Origin of the sequence: Jatrophihabitans sp. GAS493 (assembly GCF_900230215.1) — a bacterium.
GTDB lineage: Bacteria > Actinomycetota > Actinomycetes > Mycobacteriales > Jatrophihabitantaceae > MT45.
The window spans coordinates 969,561-991,741 of record NZ_LT907982.1 but is presented as its reverse complement, the minus strand read 5'-3'; the positions used below and the strand labels follow the sequence as shown (position 1 = coordinate 991,741).

Annotated in this window: 16 protein-coding genes; 11 read left to right on the top strand and 5 right to left on the bottom strand. The window is 68.3% G+C overall.

The window, feature by feature from the left end:
- Nucleotides 1-28 precede the first annotated feature (28 nt).
- Entirely contained in the window at nucleotides 29-895 is an 867-nt protein-coding gene (locus tag CPH63_RS04555) for an LppX_LprAFG lipoprotein (protein WP_096301766.1), read from the top strand.
- Nucleotides 896-957: 62 nt separating this feature from the next.
- Here CPH63_RS04555 and CPH63_RS04550 read toward each other — a convergent pair whose 3' ends face one another.
- Nucleotides 958-1,491 carry an NUDIX hydrolase family protein gene (locus CPH63_RS04550; protein ID WP_096301765.1) on the bottom strand — a complete coding sequence of 178 codons (534 nt, stop codon included), beginning with the start codon at nucleotides 1,489-1,491 and terminating at the stop codon, nucleotides 958-960.
- Nucleotides 1,492-1,611: 120 nt separating this feature from the next.
- Between CPH63_RS04550 and CPH63_RS04545 the strand changes: the two genes are divergently transcribed.
- The 7 genes from CPH63_RS04545 to CPH63_RS04515 all read left to right on the top strand — a co-directional run bounded on the left by CPH63_RS04545 (nucleotide 1,612) and on the right by CPH63_RS04515 (nucleotide 12,479).
- A complete protein-coding gene (locus CPH63_RS04545) occupies nucleotides 1,612-2,250 on the top strand; it encodes a DUF998 domain-containing protein (RefSeq protein WP_157749274.1) in 639 nt (212 codons plus the stop codon).
- Between the two features lie 75 nt (nucleotides 2,251-2,325).
- A complete protein-coding gene (locus tag CPH63_RS04540) occupies nucleotides 2,326-3,750 on the top strand; it encodes a hypothetical protein (protein ID WP_096301763.1) in 1,425 nt (474 codons plus the stop codon).
- A 68-nt stretch (nucleotides 3,751-3,818) separates the two neighbouring features.
- Nucleotides 3,819-5,345: a TldD/PmbA family protein gene (locus CPH63_RS04535; RefSeq protein WP_096301762.1), complete on the top strand. Its 1,527-nt coding sequence runs from the start codon at nucleotides 3,819-3,821 to the stop codon at nucleotides 5,343-5,345.
- The gene (locus CPH63_RS04530) at nucleotides 5,345-6,730 is read left to right on the top strand and encodes a TldD/PmbA family protein (protein ID WP_096301761.1); all 1,386 of its coding nucleotides are present in this window, start codon (nucleotides 5,345-5,347) and stop codon (nucleotides 6,728-6,730) included. The genes CPH63_RS04535 and CPH63_RS04530 overlap by 1 nt, the downstream gene beginning before the upstream one ends.
- 237 nt (nucleotides 6,731-6,967) lie before the next feature.
- The gene (locus CPH63_RS04525) at nucleotides 6,968-8,791 is read left to right on the top strand and encodes a phosphoenolpyruvate carboxykinase (GTP) (protein WP_096301760.1); all 1,824 of its coding nucleotides are present in this window, start codon (nucleotides 6,968-6,970) and stop codon (nucleotides 8,789-8,791) included.
- A gap of 225 nt (nucleotides 8,792-9,016) precedes the next feature.
- Nucleotides 9,017-10,885, top strand: coding sequence for a glycosyltransferase family 39 protein (locus CPH63_RS04520; protein ID WP_096301759.1), 1,869 nt, complete (start codon nucleotides 9,017-9,019; stop codon nucleotides 10,883-10,885).
- Between the two features lie 154 nt (nucleotides 10,886-11,039).
- Nucleotides 11,040-12,479, top strand: a complete 1,440-nt coding sequence (locus CPH63_RS04515) for a nicotinate-nucleotide adenylyltransferase (protein WP_096301758.1) — start codon at nucleotides 11,040-11,042, stop codon at nucleotides 12,477-12,479.
- Nucleotides 12,480-12,544: 65 nt separating this feature from the next.
- On the opposite strand, the gene CPH63_RS04510 is transcribed toward CPH63_RS04515, so the two are convergent.
- From CPH63_RS04510 to CPH63_RS04495, 4 genes are all read right to left on the bottom strand, one after another.
- A complete protein-coding gene (locus tag CPH63_RS04510; protein ID WP_096304944.1) occupies nucleotides 12,545-12,976 on the bottom strand; it encodes a pyridoxamine 5'-phosphate oxidase family protein in 432 nt (143 codons plus the stop codon).
- Nucleotides 12,977-13,048: 72 nt separating this feature from the next.
- Nucleotides 13,049-13,867 (bottom strand): 2OG-Fe(II) oxygenase family protein, encoded by an 819-nt coding sequence (locus CPH63_RS04505; protein ID WP_096301757.1) that lies wholly within the window; start codon nucleotides 13,865-13,867, stop codon nucleotides 13,049-13,051.
- 91 nt (nucleotides 13,868-13,958) lie between these two features.
- Nucleotides 13,959-14,618, bottom strand: coding sequence for a nucleoside/nucleotide kinase family protein (locus CPH63_RS04500; protein WP_096301756.1), 660 nt, complete (start codon nucleotides 14,616-14,618; stop codon nucleotides 13,959-13,961).
- A complete protein-coding gene (locus CPH63_RS04495; protein WP_096304943.1) occupies nucleotides 14,615-17,266 on the bottom strand; it encodes a glucosidase in 2,652 nt (883 codons plus the stop codon). The genes CPH63_RS04500 and CPH63_RS04495 overlap by 4 nt, the downstream gene beginning before the upstream one ends.
- Before the next feature lie 284 nt (nucleotides 17,267-17,550).
- Here CPH63_RS04495 and CPH63_RS04490 point away from each other — a divergent pair, with 284 nt between their 5' ends.
- The 3 genes from CPH63_RS04490 (at nucleotide 17,551) to CPH63_RS04480 (ending at nucleotide 22,178) form a co-directional block, all read left to right on the top strand.
- Nucleotides 17,551-19,668: an AAA family ATPase gene (locus tag CPH63_RS04490; protein ID WP_197704572.1), complete on the top strand. Its 2,118-nt coding sequence runs from the start codon at nucleotides 17,551-17,553 to the stop codon at nucleotides 19,666-19,668.
- A 222-nt stretch (nucleotides 19,669-19,890) separates the two neighbouring features.
- A complete protein-coding gene (locus tag CPH63_RS04485; protein WP_096301755.1) occupies nucleotides 19,891-21,153 on the top strand; it encodes a thiamine pyrophosphate-dependent dehydrogenase E1 component subunit alpha in 1,263 nt (420 codons plus the stop codon).
- A gap of 50 nt (nucleotides 21,154-21,203) precedes the next feature.
- Nucleotides 21,204-22,178 (top strand): alpha-ketoacid dehydrogenase subunit beta, encoded by a 975-nt coding sequence (locus CPH63_RS04480; RefSeq protein ID WP_096304941.1) that lies wholly within the window; start codon nucleotides 21,204-21,206, stop codon nucleotides 22,176-22,178.
- Nucleotides 22,179-22,181: the final 3 nt, after the last annotated feature.

The following is a 22,181-nucleotide window of genomic DNA, read 5'->3' as shown; positions in this document are numbered from 1 at the left end:
CATACCTAACGTGCGGTAACTTGGCCCGATGCCCACCCGCACCGCGCGCCCTCTCGCCTCCCGCTCGCTCGTACTGACCGGCGCTCTGGCCGCCGCCGCCGCCCTCGCCGGCTGCTCTACCTCCGCCGCCGGGCACGCTGTGAAGTCGGCCGCCCCGTCCCTCAGCACGGCTGCCGCCGCATCGCCCACCGCGCCGGCCAGCACAGAAACCACAGCAACCGGGACGATCTCCGACGGACCCTCGCTGGCCACCGCGCTGCAGCACAGCGTCGACTCACTCACCTCCGTACACACCGTCACCGACGTGCGCCTGAGCGCGGGATCGACCGTCGAGTCGACCAGTGACGAGAAGCTGAACGGGGGCGCCCTGGCCGCGGCCATCATCGATGAGTCGGTCGGCGGGACACCGGTCAAGCTCGTGCTGGTCGGCTCCGACATGTACGCCAAGCTGCCGCAGAACATGGTCAAGACGACCGCCGACAAGCCGTGGGTCCACCTCACCGCCACCAGTGGAAACCAGATCGTCCGGGCGTTGAACTCCAGCCTGGCCAGCGCAATCGACCAGGGTGGGCTGAACAGCGCCCTCAGTTACGCCCAGGCGGCGACCAAGGTCCACGTCGTGGGCAAGGAGACGGTGAACGGAGCGAGCACCACGCACGTCGCGGCACTGATCGACGCCTCGCTGCTTCCGTCCGACACCGCGCGGCAGCTCACCCAACTCGGTGTGACGACCTTCCCGAGCGACTTCTGGATCGCTACCGACGGACATCTGGTGAAGGTGAATCAGTCGTTGACTCTCAAGGGCAAGGTGACCACGACGAGCACCTCCTTCTCGAAGTTCAACGCACCGATCAGCATCACCGCGCCGTCGGCCGACGAGATCACCCCGACCTAGTCAACCGGCTAGTCAACCGGCTAGTCACCGGAAACCACCCGCCCGCCGACTCAGACGCCGACTCAGACGCCGACGTGGGCCAGCCCCTGGCGCAGCAGCACGCCCTGGCCGCCACTCATCTCGGCCAGCACGGTCTCCTGCAGGACCTCCTCCGGGGAGAACCAGGTCAGTTCCAGCGCGTCGTTCTGCGGGGCGCAGTCGCCCTGCACCGGCACCACATAAGCCAGCGACACCGCGTGCTGCCGGGGATCGTGGAAGGCCGTGACCCCCGGCGTCGGGAAGTACTCGGCGATTGTGAAGGGCTGCGGCGACGGGGGAATGTGCGGCAACGCGAACGACCCCAGATCCTTCTCGATGTGCCGCAGCAGCGCTGAGCGCACCCGCTCGTGATAGAGCACCCGGCCCGAGACGAGTGCTCGGGTCATGTCGCCCTGCCCGGTGACCCGCAGCAGCAGACCCACAGAGGTCACCGCGCCGGCCGCGTCGACGCGGACCGGGATCGCGTCGACATACAGAATCGGCAATCGCTGACGGGCGGCTTCCAGCTCCGTCGGCTCCAGCCAATTGCTCTCGGATTGTGAGGTGGTCTGCGTCATGGGTCTATTTCTATCGCGTTTGGACGCACTGGGCACGGATGCTCAGCGGGATTCGTCACCCTCTGGCAGGCTCGAGGGATGCGAGGTCAAGCGATAGCGCTTAGCCGGACCGATTCGACGGTGCCACGTTGGGCCGTCGTCTCCTCCGCCGGCGCGCCGGTCGCCCTCATCGGGGGCTGGACTCTAGCCGCCGCACTGCAGTCGGATTTCAGTTCGGTGCACGACACGATCAGCGCGCTGGCCGCCCCGTCAGCCGAGCACCGCTGGGTCATGACGGCCGGGTTCGTGGTGGTCGGCTGCTGCCATGTGGCGACTGCGGCCGGACTCACCCCGGCCCGCGCGGCCGGTCGCGGCCTGCTCGCGCTCGGCGGCCTGGCCACCCTCGTCGTCGCCGCCTCGCCGATTCCAGCCTCCCCCGACGAACCCTTTCCGGCCGTCGGCTCCTCCGCCGTCCATACCGCAGCCGCGTCGCTGGCCTTCGGCTGCCTGGCCGTCTGGCCCGCGCTGGCCGCCCGTCGGGGCAGCCGGGTATGGGCGCTTCGTCCGCGCTGGTCGTTCCCGGTCGCGGCGGTGCTGGTCGCGGCCACCGGATGGTTCGGCGCCCGGCTCGACGGGGACCTGGTCGGGCTCAGCGAGCGCATTGCCGCCGGCGCGCAGGCGCTCTGGCCGCTGGCCGTCGTCCTCTCCGCCCGGGCGAGCGCCCATGCAGCTGAGCCGTTGGGCAGGCGACCGAAGACCTCAGCGCACGATTCCGATTAGACTTTTGCCTGATGCGCGGCAATATTCGCGTGGTCAGTTGGGTAATTCAGGGCCCCACCGGAGGGATCGGCTCACATGCAACACCGGAGTCGCGTCGCCTCACGACGCTGGGTCCCGCTGCTCGTCAGCACGGTGATGATCGCCCTTACCCTCGCGCTGGCCGGATGCTCGGACCTGGTCAGCGGCCAGGCCACCTCCGGGATCCCGCCGCTGGCCCCGGACGCCAACCTCAGCATCCAGGGCTCGACCACCACCGACTTCGACCGGCTGGCCAAGAACGCGCTCACCGACATCGAGGCGTTCTGGCGGCTCAACTACCCCAGCATCTCCGGCGGGAAGAGCCTCAGCTCGCTCAAGGGCGACATCTACTCGGTTGACGACACGGCACCGACGCCGTCGGCCGAGCGGAACGCCTGCATCGCCGAGGTCGGCATCAGAATCGTCGAGGATAACGCCTTCTACTGCTCACTTGACGACTCCATCGCCTACGACCGGGTCGGGCTGATCCCGAAATTGGCTAAGGAGTACGGCCCCTATTTCGTCGCGGCCATGTTCGCCCATGAGTTCGGGCACGCGATTCAGGCCCGTCTCGGCATCATGCACGCTCAGTCCTCCATCGCCAAGGAGACCCAGGCCGACTGCGCTGCGGGTGCATTCACGGCGTGGGTGATGAACTTCAAGTCATCGCACGTGCGGGTCACCCAGGCCGCGCTGGACGAGGTGCTGGTCGGCTACATCCAGCTCCGCGACCCGGAGCCGCACTCGGAGAGCGACAGCGGCACCCATGGCAACGGGTTCGACCGGGTCGGCGCCTTCGCAACTGGAATCAACGAAGGCGTGAAGGCCTGTTTCAGCGACAAGTGGGCCGACCGCTCCTTCACCGAGCGGGGCTACACCAGCGACGCCGACTACACCCAGGGCGGCAATCAGCCGATGGCTCAGGTCCTCAACCAGGCGCCGGTGAACCCGAGCGGCGGCGGTGGCGGTGGCCTGGAGCCGGACCTCAACCAGTTCTGGCGCAGCGCGGCCAAGACGATAGGCAAGCCGTGGTCGGATGTGAAGATCGCCCAGGCCGACCACCCGCCGTGCGCAACGCATCCGCAGACGCAGTTCGCCTACTGCCCGGACGACAACACGGTGTACTACAGCACGGCGCTCGCCCAGCGGGCCTACCAAGCCGGAGACTTCTCACTCGGCACACTGCTGGCCTACGGATGGGGGCTCGCGGTGCGCTCGCAGCTGTTCAGCCGTTCACTCGACGATTCGACCGCGCTGATCAGTGCCAGCTGCTACACCGGCGCCTACGCGGCCTCGGTCAACGTGCCGTCGAGCGAAGCCCAGGGCGGCTTCTACCTCTCTCCCTCGGACATGGATGAGGCCACCACCGCCGTGCTCTCGGTGGTGGGGACCAACCAGGCCCTCGGCGAACGCGGTACCACCGGGTTGACCCGGATCACCGCGTTCAACAAGGGTTACTTCGGCGGCCTCTCCGCCTGCTGAGGGTGCCGTCCCGGCCCGTCGGGCCGGCCAGCGAAGAATTGTCATGCCTCCCCGGTAGGTTGCTACGCATGGCTGAACTCGATCCCTCGTTCGTCGCGCTTCCGCTGACCGCACTGGCCGACGCGGCGCTGACCAGGGCGGCGGAGCTCGGTGCTGAGCATGCCGACTTCCGCCTCGAACGGATCCGCACGGCGATGTTGAGCATCCGGGATGCGGCGCTGGACTCCAGCAGCGACAGCGAGGATCTCGGGCTCGCGGTTCGCGTGATTCACAACGGGGCCTGGGGCTTCGCCAGTGGGATCGCCCGCACTCCGGAGGCGGCCGCCGGGCTCGCCGAGCAGGCCGTGGCCACCGCGAAAGTCAGCCGGGTATTGAGCAGCGAGCCGGTGCTACTGGCTCCCGAGCCCTCCTACCCGGGGGCGACCTGGATCTCGGCCTACGAGGTCAATCCCTTCGACATCCCGGAGAGCGAGCGGGTCGCCCGGATGGTCGAGTTGAGCGAGCGGCTGCTGGCCGGGGACGGGGTCGACCACGCCGACGCGATGCTGATGCAGGTGATCGAGAACAAGTTCTACGCCGACTCCAGCGGCACCTCGACCACCCAGCAGCGGGTGCGAATTCACCCCCAGTTCACCGGCGTGCACGTCGATCGGGCGGCCGGCGCGTTCTTCTCGATGCGTACTCTCGCCCCACCGGTCGGGCGCGGCTGGGAGTACCTCACCGGAACCGGCTGGGACTTCGAGGCCGAGTTGGGCGAGCTGCCCGGCCTGCTCTCCGAGCACGCGAAGGCTCCGACCGTGGCCGCGGGCAGTTACGACCTGGTCATCCACCCGTCCAACCTCTGGCTGACCATCCACGAGTCGATCGGGCACGCCACCGAGCTCGACCGCGCACTGGGGTACGAGGCGGCCTACGCCGGAACCTCCTTCGCCACGCTGGACCAACTCGGTTCGCTGGAGTACGGCAGCGCGGCTCTGAACGTCGTCGGCGACCGGACGGTGCCGCACGGCCTGGCCACCATCGGCTACGACGACGAGGGCGTGCAGACGCAGTCGTTCGACATCGTCTCCGGTGGCACCCTGGTCGGGTATCAGCTCAACCGGCAGATGGCTCAGGACAACAACCTGGCCGCCCAGCCCGGCTCGGGTCCCCGCTCGAACGGCTGCGCCTTCGCTGACTCCTCCGGGCATATTCCGCTGCAGCGGATGGCCAACGTCTCCCTGCAGCCGGAGCCCGACGGCCCCTCCACCGAGGAGCTGATCTCCCGGGTCGAGCGGGGCATCTACATCCTCGGCGACCGCTCCTGGTCGATCGACATGCAGCGCTACAACTTCCAGTTCACCGGGCAGCGGTTCTACGCGATCGAGGACGGCAAGCTGGCCGGGCAGCTGCGCGACGTGGCCTACCAGGCCACCACCACGGACTTCTGGGGCTCGATGGAGGCCGTCGGAGGGCCCGAGACCTACGTCTTGGGTGGCGCCTTCAACTGTGGCAAGGGGCAGCCCGGGCAGGTCGCCGCGGTCTCGCACGGCTGCCCGTCCGCGCTCTTCCGAGGCGTCAACGTGCTCAACACCCAGGCTGAGGGAGGCCGTTGATGGCTCAGATCCAGGAACTTGTCGAGCAGGCGCTACTCGTCTCAACGGCCGACGACTGCATCGTCGTGGCCACCGAGCACAGCGAGACGAATCTGCGTTGGGCCAACAACAACCTCACCACCAATGGGCAGATGACCTCGCGCTCGATGGCGGTCATCTCCCTGATCCGCAGCGACGCCGGCACCGGCGTCGGCGTTATCACCCGCTCGGTCACCACAGCTGAGGAGCTCGGCGCGCTGGTCTCCGAGAGCGAGGCGGCGGCCCGGGCCTCCGGACCGGCTGAGGACGTCATGCCACTGATCGAGGCCGGGGCACCTGACGCGGGATACGCCGACGATCCGGCGCAGACCAGCGTCACGGTGTTCGCCGACTTCGCGACGGCCCTCGGTCAGGCCTTCGACAAGGCGCGGGGCAGCGACCGGCTGCTCTTCGGTTTCGCCGAGCACCAACTCAGCTCCACCTTCGTCGCCAGCTCCACCGGGCTGCGCCGCCGCTACGACCAGCCCAACGGCCGGGTTGAGATCAACGCCAAGTCCGGTGACTTCGCCCGCTCGGCCTGGATCGGTGCGCACACCACCAGCTTCAGCGACATCGACGTCACGGCCCTCACCGACGAGCTGCATACCCGCCTGGATTGGGCGGCCAACTCCATCTCGCTGCCGGCCGGTAGGTACGAGACGATCCTGCCGCCGACCGCCGTCGCCGATCTGTTGATCGACGCCTACTGGTCCACCTCGTCGCGGGACGCTGAGGAGGGTCGCAGCGTCTTCGCCGGTCCCGACGGCGCGACCCGAATCGGCGAGCGGCTGGCCACCCTCCCGCTCACGCTGCGCTCGGACCCGGCCGCGGCTGGAATCGAATGCGCCCCGTTCGAGATCGTCACCTCATCCGAGGCCGGCACCCAGTCGGTCTTCGACAACGGTGCCGAGATCTCACCCATCGACTGGATCCGCGACGGCGTCCTCAGCAACCTGGCCCGCAGCCGTTCCTGGGCGCAGCGCAGTGCAGAGCCGCCGCGCCTGATGACCGGCAACCTCATTCTCGAAGGCGGTGGCACGGCTTCGCTGGAGGAGATGATCGCCTCCACCAAGCGCGGCCTGCTGCTGACCTGCCTCTGGTACATCCGGGAGGTCGACCCCCAGACGCTGCTGCTCACCGGGCTCACTCGTGACGGCGTCTACCTCATCGAGGACGGCAAGGTGGTCGGGGCGGTGAACAACTTCCGCTTCAATGAATCACCGATCGACCTGCTGGGCCGGATCACCGAAGTGGGGCAGAGCGTGCACACGCTGCCGCGGGAGTGGAGTGACTACTTCACCCGGGCCAGCATGCCTCCGGTGCGGGTTGCCGACTTCAACATGTCAACGGTGAGTAAGGCGTCTTGACGCCCGTCGATCAGCGTCTTGACGCCCGTTGACCCGCGGCTTGACGGCACAGCGAAGGCATCGTGACGAGGCCCACGCCTACTAGATCGATTTAGTGACACCCTGAGTGCCTTCTTGTGACAAGAGACGCAGACGAAGGCCCATTTGCAAGCGATTACAGCGGATAAAGTCTGATGATTCCGGTGCGATTCATTCGCAATTCACGATCAGTCAATGCCGACTGTCTAGGAGATCAGTATGACGAGTTCCGCAACTATTATCGGCTTGGAAGACGCGCCGACCAGCCATGCCCGGCTCCTCGCGTGGGTTCGTGAATCGGCTGAGCTACTCCAGCCCGACTCCATTACCTGGGTTGACGGTTCACCCGAGGAATGGGTCCGAGTCACCGATGCGCTGGTCGCCGCCGGCACCTTCGTCAAGCTCAACGAAGACATCAAGCCCAACTCGTTCTACTGCGCCTCCGACCCGACGGACGTCGCCCGGGTCGAAGACCGCACCTACATCTGCTCCCGCGACCCGCGCGACGCCGGTGCCACCAACAACTGGATGGACCCCGACGACATGAAGGTGCTCCTCACCGAGCACTTCCGCGGTGCCATGCGCGGGCGAACCATGTACGTCATTCCGTACTGCATGGGCCCGCTCGACGCCAAGGAGCCGATGCTCGGCGCCGAGATCACCGACTCGGCCTACGTCGTCGCCTCGATGCACATCATGACGCGCCTCGGGTCGAAGGCACTGGCCCTCTTCGGAGAAGACGCCGACTTCGTTCCAGGCCTGCACTCGGTCGGCGCTCCGCTGGAGCCCGGTCAGGCCGATGTCGCGTGGCCGTGCAACGACACCAAGTACATCGTGCAGTTCCCGGAGGAGCGCCTCATCTGGTCCTACGGATCGGGATACGGCGGCAACGCCCTGCTCGGCAAAAAGTGTTACTCGCTGCGCATCGCATCGGTGAAGGCCCGTGACGAGGGTTGGCTGGCCGAGCACATGCTCATCGCCAAGGTCACCTCTCCGGAGAACAAGGTCTCCTACATCGCCGCCGCCTTCCCGTCGGCCTGCGGCAAGACGAACCTGGCCATGCTCGAGCCGACGCTGCCGGGCTGGAAGCTTGAGACCATCGGCGACGACATCGCCTGGATCCGTATCGGAGAGGACGGCCGCTTCTACGCCGTCAACCCCGAGTTCGGCTTCTTCGGCGTTGCCCCAGGCACCGACTTCCACACCAACCCGAACGCGATGCGCACCATCGCCAAGGGCAACTCGCTCTTCACCAACGTCGCCCTGACCGACGACGGGGACATCTGGTGGGAGGGCATGGGCGAGCCGCCGGCGCACCTCACCGACTGGAAGGGCAACGATTGGACGCCCGAGTCGGAGGGCCTCTCCAGCCACCCGAACTCCCGCTACTGCACCCCTATCTCGCAGTGCGACACGAAGGCCGCCGAGTGGGACGACCCGAACGGCGTGCCGCTGGACGCGATCTTCTTCGGCGGGCGTCGCCGCGACACGGTCCCGTTGGTCACCGAGGCTCGCGACTGGCAGCACGGTGTCTTCATGGGGGCGACCCTCTCCTCGGAGACCACCGCCGCCGCCACCGGTGCGGTCGGAGTCGTGCGTCGTGACCCGATGGCGATGCTCCCGTTCATCGGCTACAACGCCGGTGACTACTTCGCGCACTGGATCGAGGTCGGCAAGAGCGCCGACGCGGTCAAGCTGCCGAAGATCTTCTACGTCAACTGGTTCCGCCGCGACGAGAACAACAAGTTCGTCTGGCCGGGCTTCGGTGAGAACATCCGGGTCATCAAGTGGGCGCTGGAGCGCATCGCCGGTACGGCGGCCGCCATCGACACCCCGATCGGCCGGGTCCCGACGCCGGGCTCACTCGACGTCGAGGGTCTGGACATGACGGAGGAGCAGCTCGCCATCGCCGTCAAGGTGGACGTTGACGAGTGGCGCAACGAGCTGCCGCAGATCGACGAGTGGTTCGAGAAGATTGGCAGCCAGCTTCCGACGTCGCTGCAGGACGAACTCGCTTCGCTGAAGCTGCGGCTGGCCGAGTAGTAACCGGGCGGCTTGAGCTCGAATCGCCACCTCGAATAGCACTCTTCGCGGCGGTCCCACTCCGGGTGGGGCCGCCGCGCTCTGCTTCCCCGGTTTTGCCGGGATGACCGGGGATTGCCGGTCGTGCTGCCAAGAACGCAGCTCGGTTCTCCGGACCCCCACAGGTGGGCTGCGGTGCAATGGGCGGGTGTCCGCACCCGCTTCGTCGTCCGCCTGGTTTGGTCGATGACCAGCACTCGAACCGATCGCGAGCTCGGGCACGGCCCCGTCCCCGACGTCGAGCTCCGGCACCGTCTGGGGCTCGCGGTCCTGCTCGTCGCGACCGCCGTGCTCTATCTCTGGCGGCTGTCGGCGTCGCGTTATGCCAACAGTTTCTACGCGGCGGCCGTCCAAGCCGGTACGCAGAGCTGGAAGGCCTTCTTCTTCGGGTCATTGGACCGCTCCAACTTCATCACCGTCGACAAGCCGCCGGCGTCGCTCTGGATCATGGAGCTCTCGGGTCGGATCTTCGGCTTCTCGTCATGGAGCATGCTGGCTCCGCAGGCGCTGGAAGGTGTCGCGGCGGTGGCACTGCTCTACGCGGCGGTGAGTCGCTGGTACGGCCGCGGAGCGGGACTGCTGGCCGGAGCCGCCTTGGCGGTCACGCCGGTCGCGGTGGCGATGTTCCGCTTCAACAACCCCGACGCCGCCATGGCGCTGCTGCTGGTCCTCGCCGGGTACTGCACGGTACGGGCGATCGAGTCGGCGTCGACCGGTTGGCTACTGCTGGCCGGCTCCGCGCTCGGATTCGCGTTCCTGGCCAAGGGCCTCCAACCCCTGACCCTCATCCCCGGCATCGCGCTCGCCTACCTGCTGACGGCTCAGGCCAGCCTGACGCGACGCCTGCTCCAGCTCACGGCCGCACTGCTGGCCTTCCTGGCCAGCGCCGGCTGGTGGGTGCTCATCGTGACGCTCTGGCCGGCGTCAGGCCGCCCCTACATCGGCGGCTCCAAGGACAACACGCCGTTGGGTCTGGCGCTAGGGGCCAACGGGGTCGGTCGACTCGACGGAGCCAGCGTCGCGGGATCCCGGTTCAGTGGCGCCCCCGGACCCGGGCGGCTGTTCAGCGAGCAACTCGGTGGCCAGATCGCCTGGCTGCTGCCGCCGGCTTTCGTCGCGCTGCTGGTGCTGGCCTGGGCGTGGCGTCACCGCCGAGCACTGCCGGATCGCCGACCCTTCGACCCGGCGGCGGCGAGTCTGCTGCTCTGGGGTGGCTGGCTCGTCGTCACCGGCGTCGTACTGAGCTTCATGAGCGGCCCCAGCCACGCCTACTACACGGTGCAACTGGCCCCCGCCAGCTGCGCACTGGTGGCCGCCGGCGCCGGCGAGCTCTGGCCGCGCCGAGGGGAGCCGCTGATTCAGCTCGTAGCTGCGCTCACCCTGATCGGCACCGGCTGGACGGCCTGGCTGCTGCTTGGCCGTCTCCCAAACTGGCAGCCGGAGCTCCGCTACATCGCGCTGGGCGCCTCTGTCGCCGGGGCGACACTGATGTTGGCGAGTCTGATGATGGCGAGTCTGGGGAGTTGGCGGACGGGCGCTCCGGTGCGCAGCATCGTCCTTCGACCGCAGGTCGTCGCCGCAGTGGCGGTGGTCGCGCTGCTGGTGGCGCCGCTCGGTCTCTCGCTGCAGACCGCCTCCCTGGTCCAGACCGGTACCAACCCGATGGCCGGGGTGCGCGCGGCCAGCAAGCCACCGGGGCCACCCGGCCGCAGCGTGGTCGACCTGATCGCACTGCTCCGCCAGAATCGCGACCGCTGGGTGCTGGCCGCGATCACCTCGCAGAAGGTGGCGAATCTTGAGCTCGACTCGGGTGGACTGCCGATCATGGCGATCGGCGGCTTCGAGGACGCTGACGCGACACCGACGCTCAAGCAGTTCCAGAGTGACGTCAAACGGGGCGAGATCGGCTATTTTCTCGACGTTTTCGGACCGAACGGCACCGCGCCCCAACTCAACGCCACGTCGACCGCGATCCGTCGGTGGGTCCACAAGTACTTTCGCCGGATGCAGGTCGGGACCTCGATCGTCTACGACCTGAGCCAGCGGACCCCCTGAACCCAGATCACGGCGATGCGCCACTGCTATTCGCGATCACCGGGCCGATCGGATCGATTGGGAGGGAGTGGGCGCGCGGGTTATCGTGAGCGCGGCGTCACCGAAGCCGCTGCCCGGACACCGCACGGATCGCCCACCGCGAACGGAGCCCAGCATGGACATCGTCGGCGACACCCATCAGAAGGCGCTGCGCATCAATCTCGACCCGCGCTGGTACGGCACGGTTGCCGAGATCGGAGCCGGGCAGGAGGTCGCGCGCTGGTTCTTCCGGGCCGGTGGGGCGGCCGGCACCATCGCCAAGACCATCTCCGCCTACGACATGGCGGTCAGCGACGCCGTCTACGGCAAGTCCGGCCGCTACGTCTCGATGTCCCGGCTGCAGGCGATGCTCGACCACGAGTACAAGCTCAACGTCGACCGGCTGGCCGAGGCGCGTGGCGAGAGCACCGCCTTCTTCGCCTTCGCCGACACCGTAGTCGCCCGCAGCTACCGGGGTGGCAATGAGTGCCACGGCTGGATGGGCGTGAAGTTCCAGGCCAGCCCGAACGACGAGGCCAGCCAGATCATCCTGCACGTGCGGATGCTCGACAACGAGGCTTCGCTGCAGCAGGAGGCACTGGGCATCGTCGGGGTGAACCTCCTGCACGGCGCGTTCTTCGAGCATCACGAGCCCGATCAGGTGATCGAGAATCTGCTGGACCGCCTCACCACTGATCGCATCGAGATCGACATGATCCAGTTCCGTGGCATCGAATTCCGCTCGGTGGATAACCGTCTGATGGCACTGAAGCTCGTGCAACTCGGACTCTCCGGCGCGGCTATGTTCGGACCCGACCGTGAGGTGCTGCAGCCCAGCGAGGTGCTGCGCAAGAAGGCCATCCTGGTCGAACGCGGTAGTTTTCGGCCGCCGACCGTGGTCAACATCGACATGCTCGACTCGGCTGAGGAGAAGTTCAAGGCGCTGCCCACCGTCGCCGGACGGGAACTTCTGCGCCTCACCGAACTGACGATGGCCAACCTGCTGGCCGGCGGAGCCGACGTGGACCGCCGCGACTTCCTGGCCCGGGCCGACCTGCTGGCCGCCTGCGGCATGACGGTGCTCATCTCCGACTACGTCGCCTACCACCGCCTCGCCGCTTACCTGGCCTGGCGTACCGACGGGCCGATCGGCATCGTCATGGGCGTCCCCAGCCTGATCGATCTCTTCGACGAGGCGAACTACCAGGAGTTGCCGGGCGGGATCCTGGAGAGCTTCGGGCGTCTGTTCAAGAACGATCTGAAGCTCTACGTCTATCCGATGCGTAAGGCCGGCGCAGACGGCTCAGACTCGACCGGCGAGGAGACGGTCACCGTGGAGACGCTGCGGGTCTCCAGTGAGCTGCAGCCGCTCTATGACTACCTGGCTGGGCGCGGCAGCTTCGTCGAGCTGGACAACTACCACCCCGAGTACCTGCCGATCCTGAGCCGGGACGTGCTGCGGCGCATCGCCGCCGGCGACCCGAGCTGGGAGGCGATGGTGCCGGTCGAGGTGGCCGAACTGATCCGCAAACGGGCGTTCTTCGGCTACCAGGAGGCGCGGGACTGGGAACGCTGACCCATCCAACCCCAACGCTTTTGGCACATCTGCAGGGACTATCCCTGCAGGTGTGCCAAAAGCGGTTAGATCTTGCGGAAGTCCCAGCTGCGCAGCGCCTCCGGGGTGACTCGCAGCCACGCGTGCCGCCCGTCGTGCCAGAGTTCGGCGATGTCGAAGTACTTCCGCGCGAAGATTCCCTCGACGGTCAGCAGCTCCTGCTCATCGGGCGCCAGCTCGGCTCCGGTGCGCGGCACCTCACCGATCACGACCGCGTCGCCCCGGATCTCCACGCCGTGCAGGCTGGCGTACTCGACGCCGGCATCGATCAGCACCGCGACTCGCGGCGCGCGGATGATGTCGGCCCAACGCTGACTGCGGTTGAGCGAGTAGAGCCAGAGTGCCTGGTTGTGCCAGACGAACCACAGCGGCGTCAGGTGCGGGCCGTCATGGCTGCTGGTGGCCACCCGGCAGGTGCGCTGAACCCCGAGGAAGGCGTCCACCTCGTCCGACGACATGGCGATTCGCCGACCCCGCTTCTGAGTCGAGGCGGCCGCGTCCGAACCGGCGTGAAGGCTCAACTCAGCCGGCTACAGCGCCGGAACTTCAGGCAGGCCGAACATGCCGGGAGCCTGGCGAATCGGCTCGCGGATGTCGATCGCGCGCTCCTCGTCGGTGCCGCTCCAGGCGTGCAGCGGCACGGCCATCTCCGGGTTGACGAAGAACATGATCGACTGGCGGTCATCCAGGTTCAGGTTGCGGACCTGGTGGTACAGCGGCTTGATGACACCGCCGGTGATGAGCGTCATCGCCGATCCCGGCATGATCAGCACCTCGTTCGGGGCCGTGCTCACCGGGGTGGCGGCGTCGTCGTCGAGGTAGATCTCCAGGCCGGGGGCGGTGCCGTAGAGCACGGTGACCAGGTGGCCGTCCTCGTGCCGATCCTGCAGCAGGTCACGATCGGCCGGGGCCAGGAAGTAGTTGTTGATCTGTAGGTAGGAGGCGGCGCCGAACTCTGGTGCCGTGGCACCGTCGAAGCGGCTGGCGATCTCGGCGAAGATACCGGCGACCAGCGGGTAGAGCACTCCGCGCCAGCCCAGGAGCGCGTCGGTGAGCTCACCGAGCTGCTCGCGGTTCGGGATGAGATCGGTGCGGTCGGACCAGAGGGTGAATACCTCGTTGATGTCCAGGCGGTCCGGCGAGACCGAGTATTCGTGGCCCATCGGGCGGTAGCCGTAGTTGAAGTCATCGCTGGCGTACGCGGTCTTGACGTCCAGCGGTTCGGCGAAGAACTTGTTGCAACGGTCCAGTGCATTCGCCAGTACGGCGGCCTGATCATCGTCGAGAACTACCCGGGCGTATCCGGATGAAAAGATGCTGTCGGTCGCCTCGTGAGCAGTCGTCGGCATAGAAAAAGCCCCTCAGTTGGATAAACCTGCCAGATTTGCAGGCCTCGGCGAGCTTACTTCGCCAAGTCGACAATTCCCAACGGTGAACCGGTTAGCTCTCAGATTCGTGTCGCGAATTACCGGAGAGCTCCACCAGCAGGTCCGCGCGCCCAGCGACCGCGTCGACCAGCGCCGAATTCTGCTCATCCACCCCGGCCGCCTTCTCCTCAGCCCGCGCCCGACTCCAGCCAAAGCCGAGGTAGCGCTCGACCAGACGATCGCGTCTGAGCTGCGGCGATTCGTCGACGAGCTGCCAGGCCTCATCGAGTAGCTCCCGCACGCCGACCCAGGGGGCAGAGTCCAGCAGCAGGTAGTTTCCCTCGGTGATCACCAGCTGCACGCGCTGGGGCACCGCAACCGCGCCGGCCACCGGCTCGTCCAGCTCCCGGCTGAAGCGCGGGGCATAGATCACCGGTTCGGCGTTCTCCCGAAGCCGGCGCAGCAGGGCCAGGTAGCCGTCCGCGTCGAAAGTATCCGAGGCTCCCTTCCGGGGACGCTGGTCGGCCTCGAGCTGGCAGTTGGCCAGGTGAAAGCCGTCCATCCCGACGACGCTGCTCCGCTCGCCCAGCGCCGCCGCCAGCTGATCGGCCAGCGTGGACTTGCCGCTGCCCGGCGCCCCGCTGATGCCCAGAATGCGCCGCTGCCCGGGCACCGCGAGGAGGGCGGCCCGGGCCGCCAGCAGGGCGACGGTCGGCGAGGGGATGCCGCTCAACGGTCTCCGCTGCAGATCAGGTGCGCGACCAGCGCCGTCCAGCCGGTCTGGTGGGTGGCCCCGAGTCCCTCGCCGGTGTCGCCGTCGAAGTACTCGCTGAAGGTGAGGTGGTCGCGCCACAGCGGATCGGAGCTGGCCTCGATGCGGGATCCGTCGCAGGGACGGGTGCCCCCGTCGCCGACCCGGAAGAGGCCGATGATGCGTCGGTCGATCTCGTCGGCCGCGCCCGTCCCGGTGTAGCCGGCCACCAGTTCCTCGTCACCGTGGAAGGCCCCGAAGGCCCGCATCGCATCGGCCAGCAGGATGTTCACCGGCAACCACACCGGACCCCGCCAGTTCGAGTTGCCGCCGAATAGCCCGGTCCGCGACTCGCCGGGCTCGTAGTCGATGCTCACCTGCTGCCCCTCGACCACTGTGTTGAACGGGGTCCGGTAGGAGGCCGAGAGCGAGCGCAGCCCGTGTGGGGAGAGGAACTCCTGCTCGTCGAACATCCTGGTCAGCAGACGCCGCAGCTGTTCGGCGTCGACCAGCGCGAGCATCAGGGGCCGGTCACCGAGAACTACGCCGCCGTCGAAGGGGTCAACCCCCTGCTGGGCCACCAAGCCCCGCATCAGATCGGGTCGCCGGCGTTGCAGCCAGGCCAGCCGGGCCGAGAAGTCGGGCAGCCGCTGCGCCACCCCACCCTGCGCGGTCGCCACCGCCAGCAGCGGCAGCAACCCGACCATCGAGCGCACCTGCAGCTGCTGATAGCCGCCGTCGGGGTGCACCAACACGTCGTAGAAGAAGCCGTCCGCCTCATCCCAGAGCTGCACCTGCTGGGAGCCGAACTGCTGCATGGCGTCGGCGATCGAGAGGAAGTGCTCGAGGAACTTCGTGGCCAGGTCGTCCCAGGCCCCGCCGCCTGTACCTGAGGAGAGGGCAAGCTCGATGGCGATGGTGAGCATCTGCAGGCAGTAGAAGCCCATCCAGCTCGTCGCATCCGACTCCTCCAGGCGGTAGCCCGGCGGCAGCGGCATCGAGCGGTTGAAGAGGCCGATGTTGTCCATCCCCAGGAAGCCGCCCTCGAACAGCCCCGACCCGTCCGGGTCCTTGCGATTCACCCACCAGCCGAAGTTCAGCAGCGACTTGGTGAAGATCCGCTCCAGGAAGTCCCGATCACGGGAGCCGTCGATGAGATAGATGCGCCAGGCGGCCCAGATATGCACCGGTGGGTTGGCGTCCCCGAAGGACCATTCGTAGGCCGGCAGCTGCCCGTCCGGGTGCATCGACCACTCCCGGCAGAGCAGCACCAGCTGCTCCTTGGCGAAGGCCGGATCGACGTGGGCCAGCGCCACGCAGTGGAAGGCCAGGTCCCAGGAGGCGAACCAGGGGTACTCCCAGTCGTCGGGCATCGACATGACGTCGGCGATGGCGATGTTCTGCCACTCGACGTTGCGGCCACCGGGCAGCCGTCGATCCGGCGGCGGGGCAGGCTGCCCCGGATCGCCGTCGAGCCACTCCTTCACCCGATACCGGTAGAGCTGCTTGCCCCAGAGCAGCCCGGCGAAGGCCTGCCGGGCGATCGCGCGCGCCTCATCGTCGGTCGGCGGCGGGATGACCAGGTCGTAGAACTCGTCGGCCTCACTGCGCCGGTCGGCGACGACGGCGGCGAAGCCGGGACCGAACGTCTGCTCCGTCGGTAGTTCCGGAGCCAGCCGCAGCCGCACCTGCACCGTCTCGCCGGCCGGGACCGCATCGAAGTGATACCAGAACGCCGCCTTGGTTCCGGTCGGGGCGGTGCCGTCGGCCGACAGCTCCGGGGCGACCGCGTCGAGGTCGCCGTTCACGACCCGACGGTTGATGCCGTCCTTGCAGAACGGCGCCGGGTTCGCCGGCGACCCGAAGAGGGCCACGTCATTCGACTCGTTCTCGCAGACGAGTACCTGCGGCGTCCCCTCGGCGGCCAGCAGGTAGCTGCCCAGCTGCTCGTGCCGGCAGTGCACCGCCCGCAGGTCCCCGATCGCCTGCTGGGCCGGGGTCACCGACTGCAGCGACGGCCGCCGGTCGTCTCGTCCCCAGGCCCAGGTGTTGCGGAACCAGACCTGCGGCAGGATGTCCAGCGGCGCCGCCTCCGGGCCGTGGTTGGTCGCGCTGATGACGATGCAGATGTCGTCGGTGGAGGCCTTGGCGTAGTCGACGGTCACGTCGAAGAAGCGGTTCTGATCCAGCACTCCGGTGTCGGCCAGCTCGTACTCACGCTGGTCCCGGTTGCGGGCGGCGTTCTCCCGCCGCAACTGCTCGTAGGGGAACTCGGCCTGCGGGTAGCGGTAGAGCCAGCTCATCCAGGAGTGGGTCGGGGTGCCGTCGACGGCCCACCAGTACTCCTTGATGTCCTCGCCATGGTTGCCCTGACCGTTGGTCAACCCGTAGAGGCGCTCCTTCAGGATCGGGTCCCGGCCGTTCCAGAGCGCGACCGAGAAGTTCAGGAAGCCGAGCCGGTCGCAGATCGCGCCGAGACCGTCCTCGCCCCAGCGGTAGGCCCTGGCGTGCGACTGCTCGAACGGGAAGTACGACCAGGCGTCGCCGTCGGCTGAGTAGTCCTCGCGGACCGTGCCCCACTGCCGGCCGGAGACGTAGGGCCCCCAGAGACGCCACGGACTGCTGGCCATCGGCGACTCGGCGAGGCGGGCATGTTCGGCGCTGCTGTGCTGGATGTGCCGACGGGCGGCCGCGGAGGCGGCCAGCGTCCCGGCTGCCTCTGATAGCGCTCGCTCTTGGGCGTCACTGCCGGATCGGGTCTCGGGCTTGCCCGGTTTACCGTCCCCCTTTGCCGGTTTGCCGTCTGCCTTGCGGTCCTTTGCCGAGTGTTTCGCCACGCGGGCCTGCCTTCGTCCGAGGTAAGCGGTAGTTTTGTCGGTTGGTGTGAAAGTTACTCCGAACCGAAAGGCAGATCGTGACCGCTGACTCGGTTCTCGACTCCGAGCGTGCCCACCTCGACTTGGCCCGCACCTGTCTGGTGACTATGCGGGACGCCGCGGAGCGGATCGCCGACTACGGTGTGGACGCGCTGGCCAGTGAGGCGCTCGGACGAATTCGGGCCGAACGCCTGGCCGCGCTGGAGATAGACCCACACGCCCCGCCCTTCTTCGGCCGCACCGACAACGACATCACCGAGGGCACAGCGGCGAACCGATCCGGCGTCGAGACCTTCCACATCGGCCGCCGGCACATCCGCGACCCGGCCGGCGACCCGGTGGTCATCGACTGGCGGGCGCCGATCGCCCGCGCCTTCTACCGGGCCACCAGCAAGTCCCGGATGGGTGTCACCCTGCGGCGCCGCTTCGGTTTCCACGCCGGCGCGCTGAGCTCGTTCGAGGATGAACACCTCGATCGGGGCGAGGAGTCCGGCCTCGACTCCAACCTGCTGCGCGGCGAGATCGAACGCCCGCGCAGCGGCCCGATGCGCGACATCGTGGCCACCATCCAGCCCGACCAGGACGACCTGGTTCGAGCCCAGCTCGACGAATCGCTCTGCATCCAGGGAGCGCCGGGCACCGGAAAGACGGCCGTCGGCCTGCACCGCGCGGCCTACCTCCTCTATACCTATCCGGAGCGGCTACGTCGCTCCGGGGTGCTGGTGGTCGGGCCGAACGCCGCCTTCCTCAGCTACATCGCCCAGGTGCTACCCGCCCTCGGTGAGGGCGGCATCGCGCAGACGACGGTGGATGAACTCGTCGGCCACGTGCCGGTGCGCGCGGTCGAGCCCGACGAGGTGGCCACCCTGAAGGGCGACCCGCGGCTGGCCACGGTGCTGGCCAAGCTCGTCCGCAGTCACATCCGCAAGCCGGTCGACGACGTGCTCGCGACGGTCGGGGACAAGCGTTACCGCATCCCGGAGTACCGGGTGCGCCGTTATGTCGACGACGCCCGCCGCGATCTCGGGGACACGCTGCGCTGGGGGGTGGCCCGCGATCGGCTGCGCCAGCAGCTGGCCGAGGACGTCCGACGCCAGCGCGAGGATCGCGGGGGGGCACCGAGCGACTCGGAGACGGCGAAGGTGGCCCGCTCCAAGCCCGTCCGGGCCGCAGTGGACGAGCTCTGGCCGGCCCTTGATCCGGCGAACCTGCTGATCCGCCTCTTCAGCGAGCCCGAGCTGCTGCGCCGCCACGGCGGCGACCTGCTCAGCGAGGAGGAGCAGCAGACGCTGCTGTGGGCCAAGGTGCCCCGTACGGCGCGCGCAGCCAAGTTCAGCGCGGCCGACGCGGTGCTCATCGACGAGCTTCACGGCCTGCTCAACAGCGCCGACACCTACGTGCACGTGGTGGTCGACGAAGCGCAGGACCTCTCCCCGATGCAGTGCCGGGCCATCGCCCGGCGCTGCCCCCTCGGCTCGGTGACGGTGCTCGGGGACCTGGCCCAGGCCACCACGGCCTGGGCACCGGGTGCCTGGCCGGTGACGCTGGAGCACCTGGGCCACCCGAAGACCGAGATCCGTCCGCTGACGGCCGGCTACCGGGTGCCGGGCGAGGTGCTGGAGCTGGCCAACCGGCTACTGCCGCACGTCGCGGTCGACGTCCCGCCCGCGACCTCGATCCGGGCCGGGGTCGACGCCCTGACTTTCGTCGCGTCGGCCGCCCTGGTCAGCGCCGTACAGGACTGCCTGAGCCGCGAAGGGTCGGTGGCGGTGATCGTGGCCGACGACCGAGCCGAGGCGATCCTGCAGCGGCTGCGAGACGCTGGCGTGGAGGCGGCGACGCTGGACAGCTCGGAGGTCACCGACGACACGGCGGCCAGCTCCTTCGCCGAGGACGACACACCCTCCGGGGATCGACCGGCCACCGCGTCCGACCCCAATGAAACGCCGGAGATTCGGGTCACCGTGGTCCCAGCCACCGCGGCCAAGGGACTGGAGTTCGACTCGGTCGTGCTGCTGGAGCCGGCGGCCATCGTGGCCGCTGAGAGCCAGCGCGTCGCCGGCCTACGCCGCCTCTATGTGGTGCTCACCCGGGCCGTCTCGCGGCTGGTGGTGGTTCACGACGAGCCGCTGCCCAGCGAGCTGATCGCCGCCTGAGCGACTAACCGGCGAGTAGCTTTCGGCGAGTCGGGACGGCAATTGGTCAGTGGCTCGCATCACAGCTACCGTGGAGGGGTTCACCCGGTTCGTGCCGCACCACCCTCGTGGCCCGCACCGGTGCCGGCATGACCCATTGGCGTAACCACGCCGGTGGACCACGTTGGCGTTGACGGTGGCGATCCCACCCGTCGATGCCGTCGAGCAGGGAGTGTGTCGAGTATGACCACCGCTTTCTCAAAGCGCAGTATCGCCAACCGGGACCACCGGATCGCCGGACGCAGCGAGCGCAGTACGACCGCTCCTCCCGTCGAGGCCGTGGCGCCGCAGCCTCACGCCGGCGCGGGGGCAGCCGACCCCGACCCTGACATGATTCAGCTCCTCACGCCGGAAGGCGACCGAGTCGAGCACCCCGACTTCCCGCTCAGCGTCACCGACGCCGAGATCGCCGACATGTACCGCGACCTGTTCCTGGTCCGCCGGGTGGATACCGAAGCGATCGCCCTGCAGCGCCAGGGCGAACTCGGGCTCTGGGCCTCGCTGCTCGGCCAGGAGGGAGCTCAGATCGGGGCCGGGCGCGCCCTCCGCACCCAGGACATGGCCTTCCCCACCTACCGCGAGCATGGCGTCGGGTGGTGTCGCGGCATCGACCCGCTGACCCAACTCGGTCTCTTCCGCGGCACCACCGCCGGCGGGTGGGACCCCTTCGAGCACAATTTCGCGCTCTACACGATCGTCATCGGCGCCCAGACGCTGCACGCGGCCGGCTACGCCATGGGTGTGCAGCGCGACCGCGCGGTGGCCACCGGCAACCCCGACACCGACACCGCAGTGCTCGCCTTCTTCGGCGACGGGGCCAGCTCCCAGGGCTCGGTGAACGAGTCCTTCATCTGGTCCGCCGCGCAGAACCTGCCGGTCGTCTACTTCTGCCAGAACAACCAGTGGGCCATCTCCGCCCCGGTGTCGACCCAGACCTCCTACCCGCTCTACCGACGAGCCAGCGGCTTCGGCTTCTCCGGTGTGCGCATCGACGGTAACGACGTGCTGGCCAGCCTCGCCGTCACCCGCCACGCCCTGGACCGGGCCCGCAGCGGCGGTGGGCCGATGCTCATCGAGGCCTTCACCTACCGGATGAACCCGCACACCACCTCCGACGACCCGGGGCGCTACCGCGAGAGCGCGGACGTCGAAGAGTGGCGCCAGCGCGACCCGATCGCCCGGGTACGGGCCTACCTGACCCGCCACGCCGGCTACGGGGACGACTTCTTCGCCGACATCGACGCCGAGGCTCAGCAGCTGGCCGAGCGGTTGCGCTCTGGCTGCCGGGAGCTTGCGGAGCCGGCACCGCTGTCGATGTTCGACCACGTCTACTCCGAGCTCACCGATGAACTGCGCGAGCAGCGGGCCCAGCTCGGTGACTTCCTCGATTCCCTCGGTGACTCGACTGACGCCTCCCACGGTGCCTCTCAGGCTGGCGCCGAATGACCGCCACCCTCAGCACCGCCCCCGCCGGGCTCGACGGCGCCGGGGAGTCGGTGCCGACCGGCACGCTCACGTTGGCCAAGGCGCTGAACGCCGGACTGCACCGGGCGATGGCGGCCGACCCGAAGGTCCTGATGATGGGGGAGGACGTCGGCAAGTTGGGTGGCGTCTTCCGGATCACCGACGGGCTGCAGGCCCAGTTCGGCAGTGAGCGCGTCTTCGACACCCCGCTGGCCGAGGGCGGCATCATCGGCACGGCGGTCGGTCTGGCGATGCGCGGCTACCGGCCCGTCTGCGAGATCCAGTTCGACGGCTTCGTCTACCCGGCCTTCGACCAGATCGTCAGCCAGGTGGCCAAGATGCACTCCCGCTCAGCCGGGCTGGTGAACGTGCCGCTGACGATCCGCATCCCGTTCGGCGGTGGAATCGGTGCGGTGGAGCATCACTCCGAATCGCCGGAGGCGTACTTCGCGCACACCGCCGGGTTGAAGGTGGTCGCCTGCTCCAACCCTTCGGACGGCTACTGGATGCTGCAGCAGGCGATCGCCAGCGACGATCCGGTCGTCTTCCTGGAGCCGAAGCGCCGTTACTGGACCAAGGGATCGGTGGCCTCGACGGCTCCGGAGCTGCACCAGGCGCGAATTCTGCGGCCGGGCCGCGACCTCACGCTGGTCGCCTACGGGCCGATGGTCGACACCGCGCTGCAGTGCGCCGAGGTCGCCGCCGGCGAGGGGCGCGACCTGGAAGTGATCGATCTGCGCAGCATCTCACCGCTGGATACGGCAACGCTGGTCGAGTCGGTGCAGCGCACCGGGCGGATGGTGGTGGTGCACGAGGCGAGTTCGAGCTTCGGTGTCGGGGCCGAGGTCGCGGCCCGCGTCCAGGAGCGCGCCTTCTACTCCCTCGCCGCGCCGGTCATGCGGGTGACCGGCTTCGACACTCCGTATCCGACGAGCCGTCTCGAGGAGGAGTGGCTGCCCAATGTGGACCGCCTCCTCGACGCCGTCGACCGATCGATGGAGTACTGAGCC

Bases quoted from the DNA above. Each gene is read 5' to 3' on its own strand.
- CPH63_RS04535 (WP_096301762.1), top strand. From the start codon at position 3,819: ATGGCTGAACTCGATCCCTCGTTCGTCGCGCTTCCGCTGACCGCACTG.
- CPH63_RS04550 (WP_096301765.1), bottom strand. From the start codon at position 1,491: ATGACGCAGACCACCTCACAATCCGAGAGCAATTGGCTGGAGCCGACG.
- CPH63_RS04555 (WP_096301766.1), top strand. From the start codon at position 29: ATGCCCACCCGCACCGCGCGCCCTCTCGCCTCCCGCTCGCTCGTACTG.
- CPH63_RS04485 (WP_096301755.1), top strand. From the start codon at position 19,891: ATGACCACCGCTTTCTCAAAGCGCAGTATCGCCAACCGGGACCACCGG.
- CPH63_RS04520 (WP_096301759.1), top strand. From the start codon at position 9,017: ATGACCAGCACTCGAACCGATCGCGAGCTCGGGCACGGCCCCGTCCCC.
- CPH63_RS04495 (WP_096304943.1), bottom strand. From the start codon at position 17,266: ATGGCCAGCAGTCCGTGGCGTCTCTGGGGGCCCTACGTCTCCGGCCGG.
- CPH63_RS04510 (WP_096304944.1), bottom strand. From the start codon at position 12,976: ATGTCGTCGGACGAGGTGGACGCCTTCCTCGGGGTTCAGCGCACCTGC.
- CPH63_RS04505 (WP_096301757.1), bottom strand. From the start codon at position 13,867: ATGCCGACGACTGCTCACGAGGCGACCGACAGCATCTTTTCATCCGGA.
- CPH63_RS04515 (WP_096301758.1), top strand. From the start codon at position 11,040: ATGGACATCGTCGGCGACACCCATCAGAAGGCGCTGCGCATCAATCTC.
- CPH63_RS04525 (WP_096301760.1), top strand. From the start codon at position 6,968: ATGACGAGTTCCGCAACTATTATCGGCTTGGAAGACGCGCCGACCAGC.
- CPH63_RS04540 (WP_096301763.1), top strand. From the start codon at position 2,326: ATGCAACACCGGAGTCGCGTCGCCTCACGACGCTGGGTCCCGCTGCTC.
- CPH63_RS04530 (WP_096301761.1), top strand. From the start codon at position 5,345: ATGGCTCAGATCCAGGAACTTGTCGAGCAGGCGCTACTCGTCTCAACG.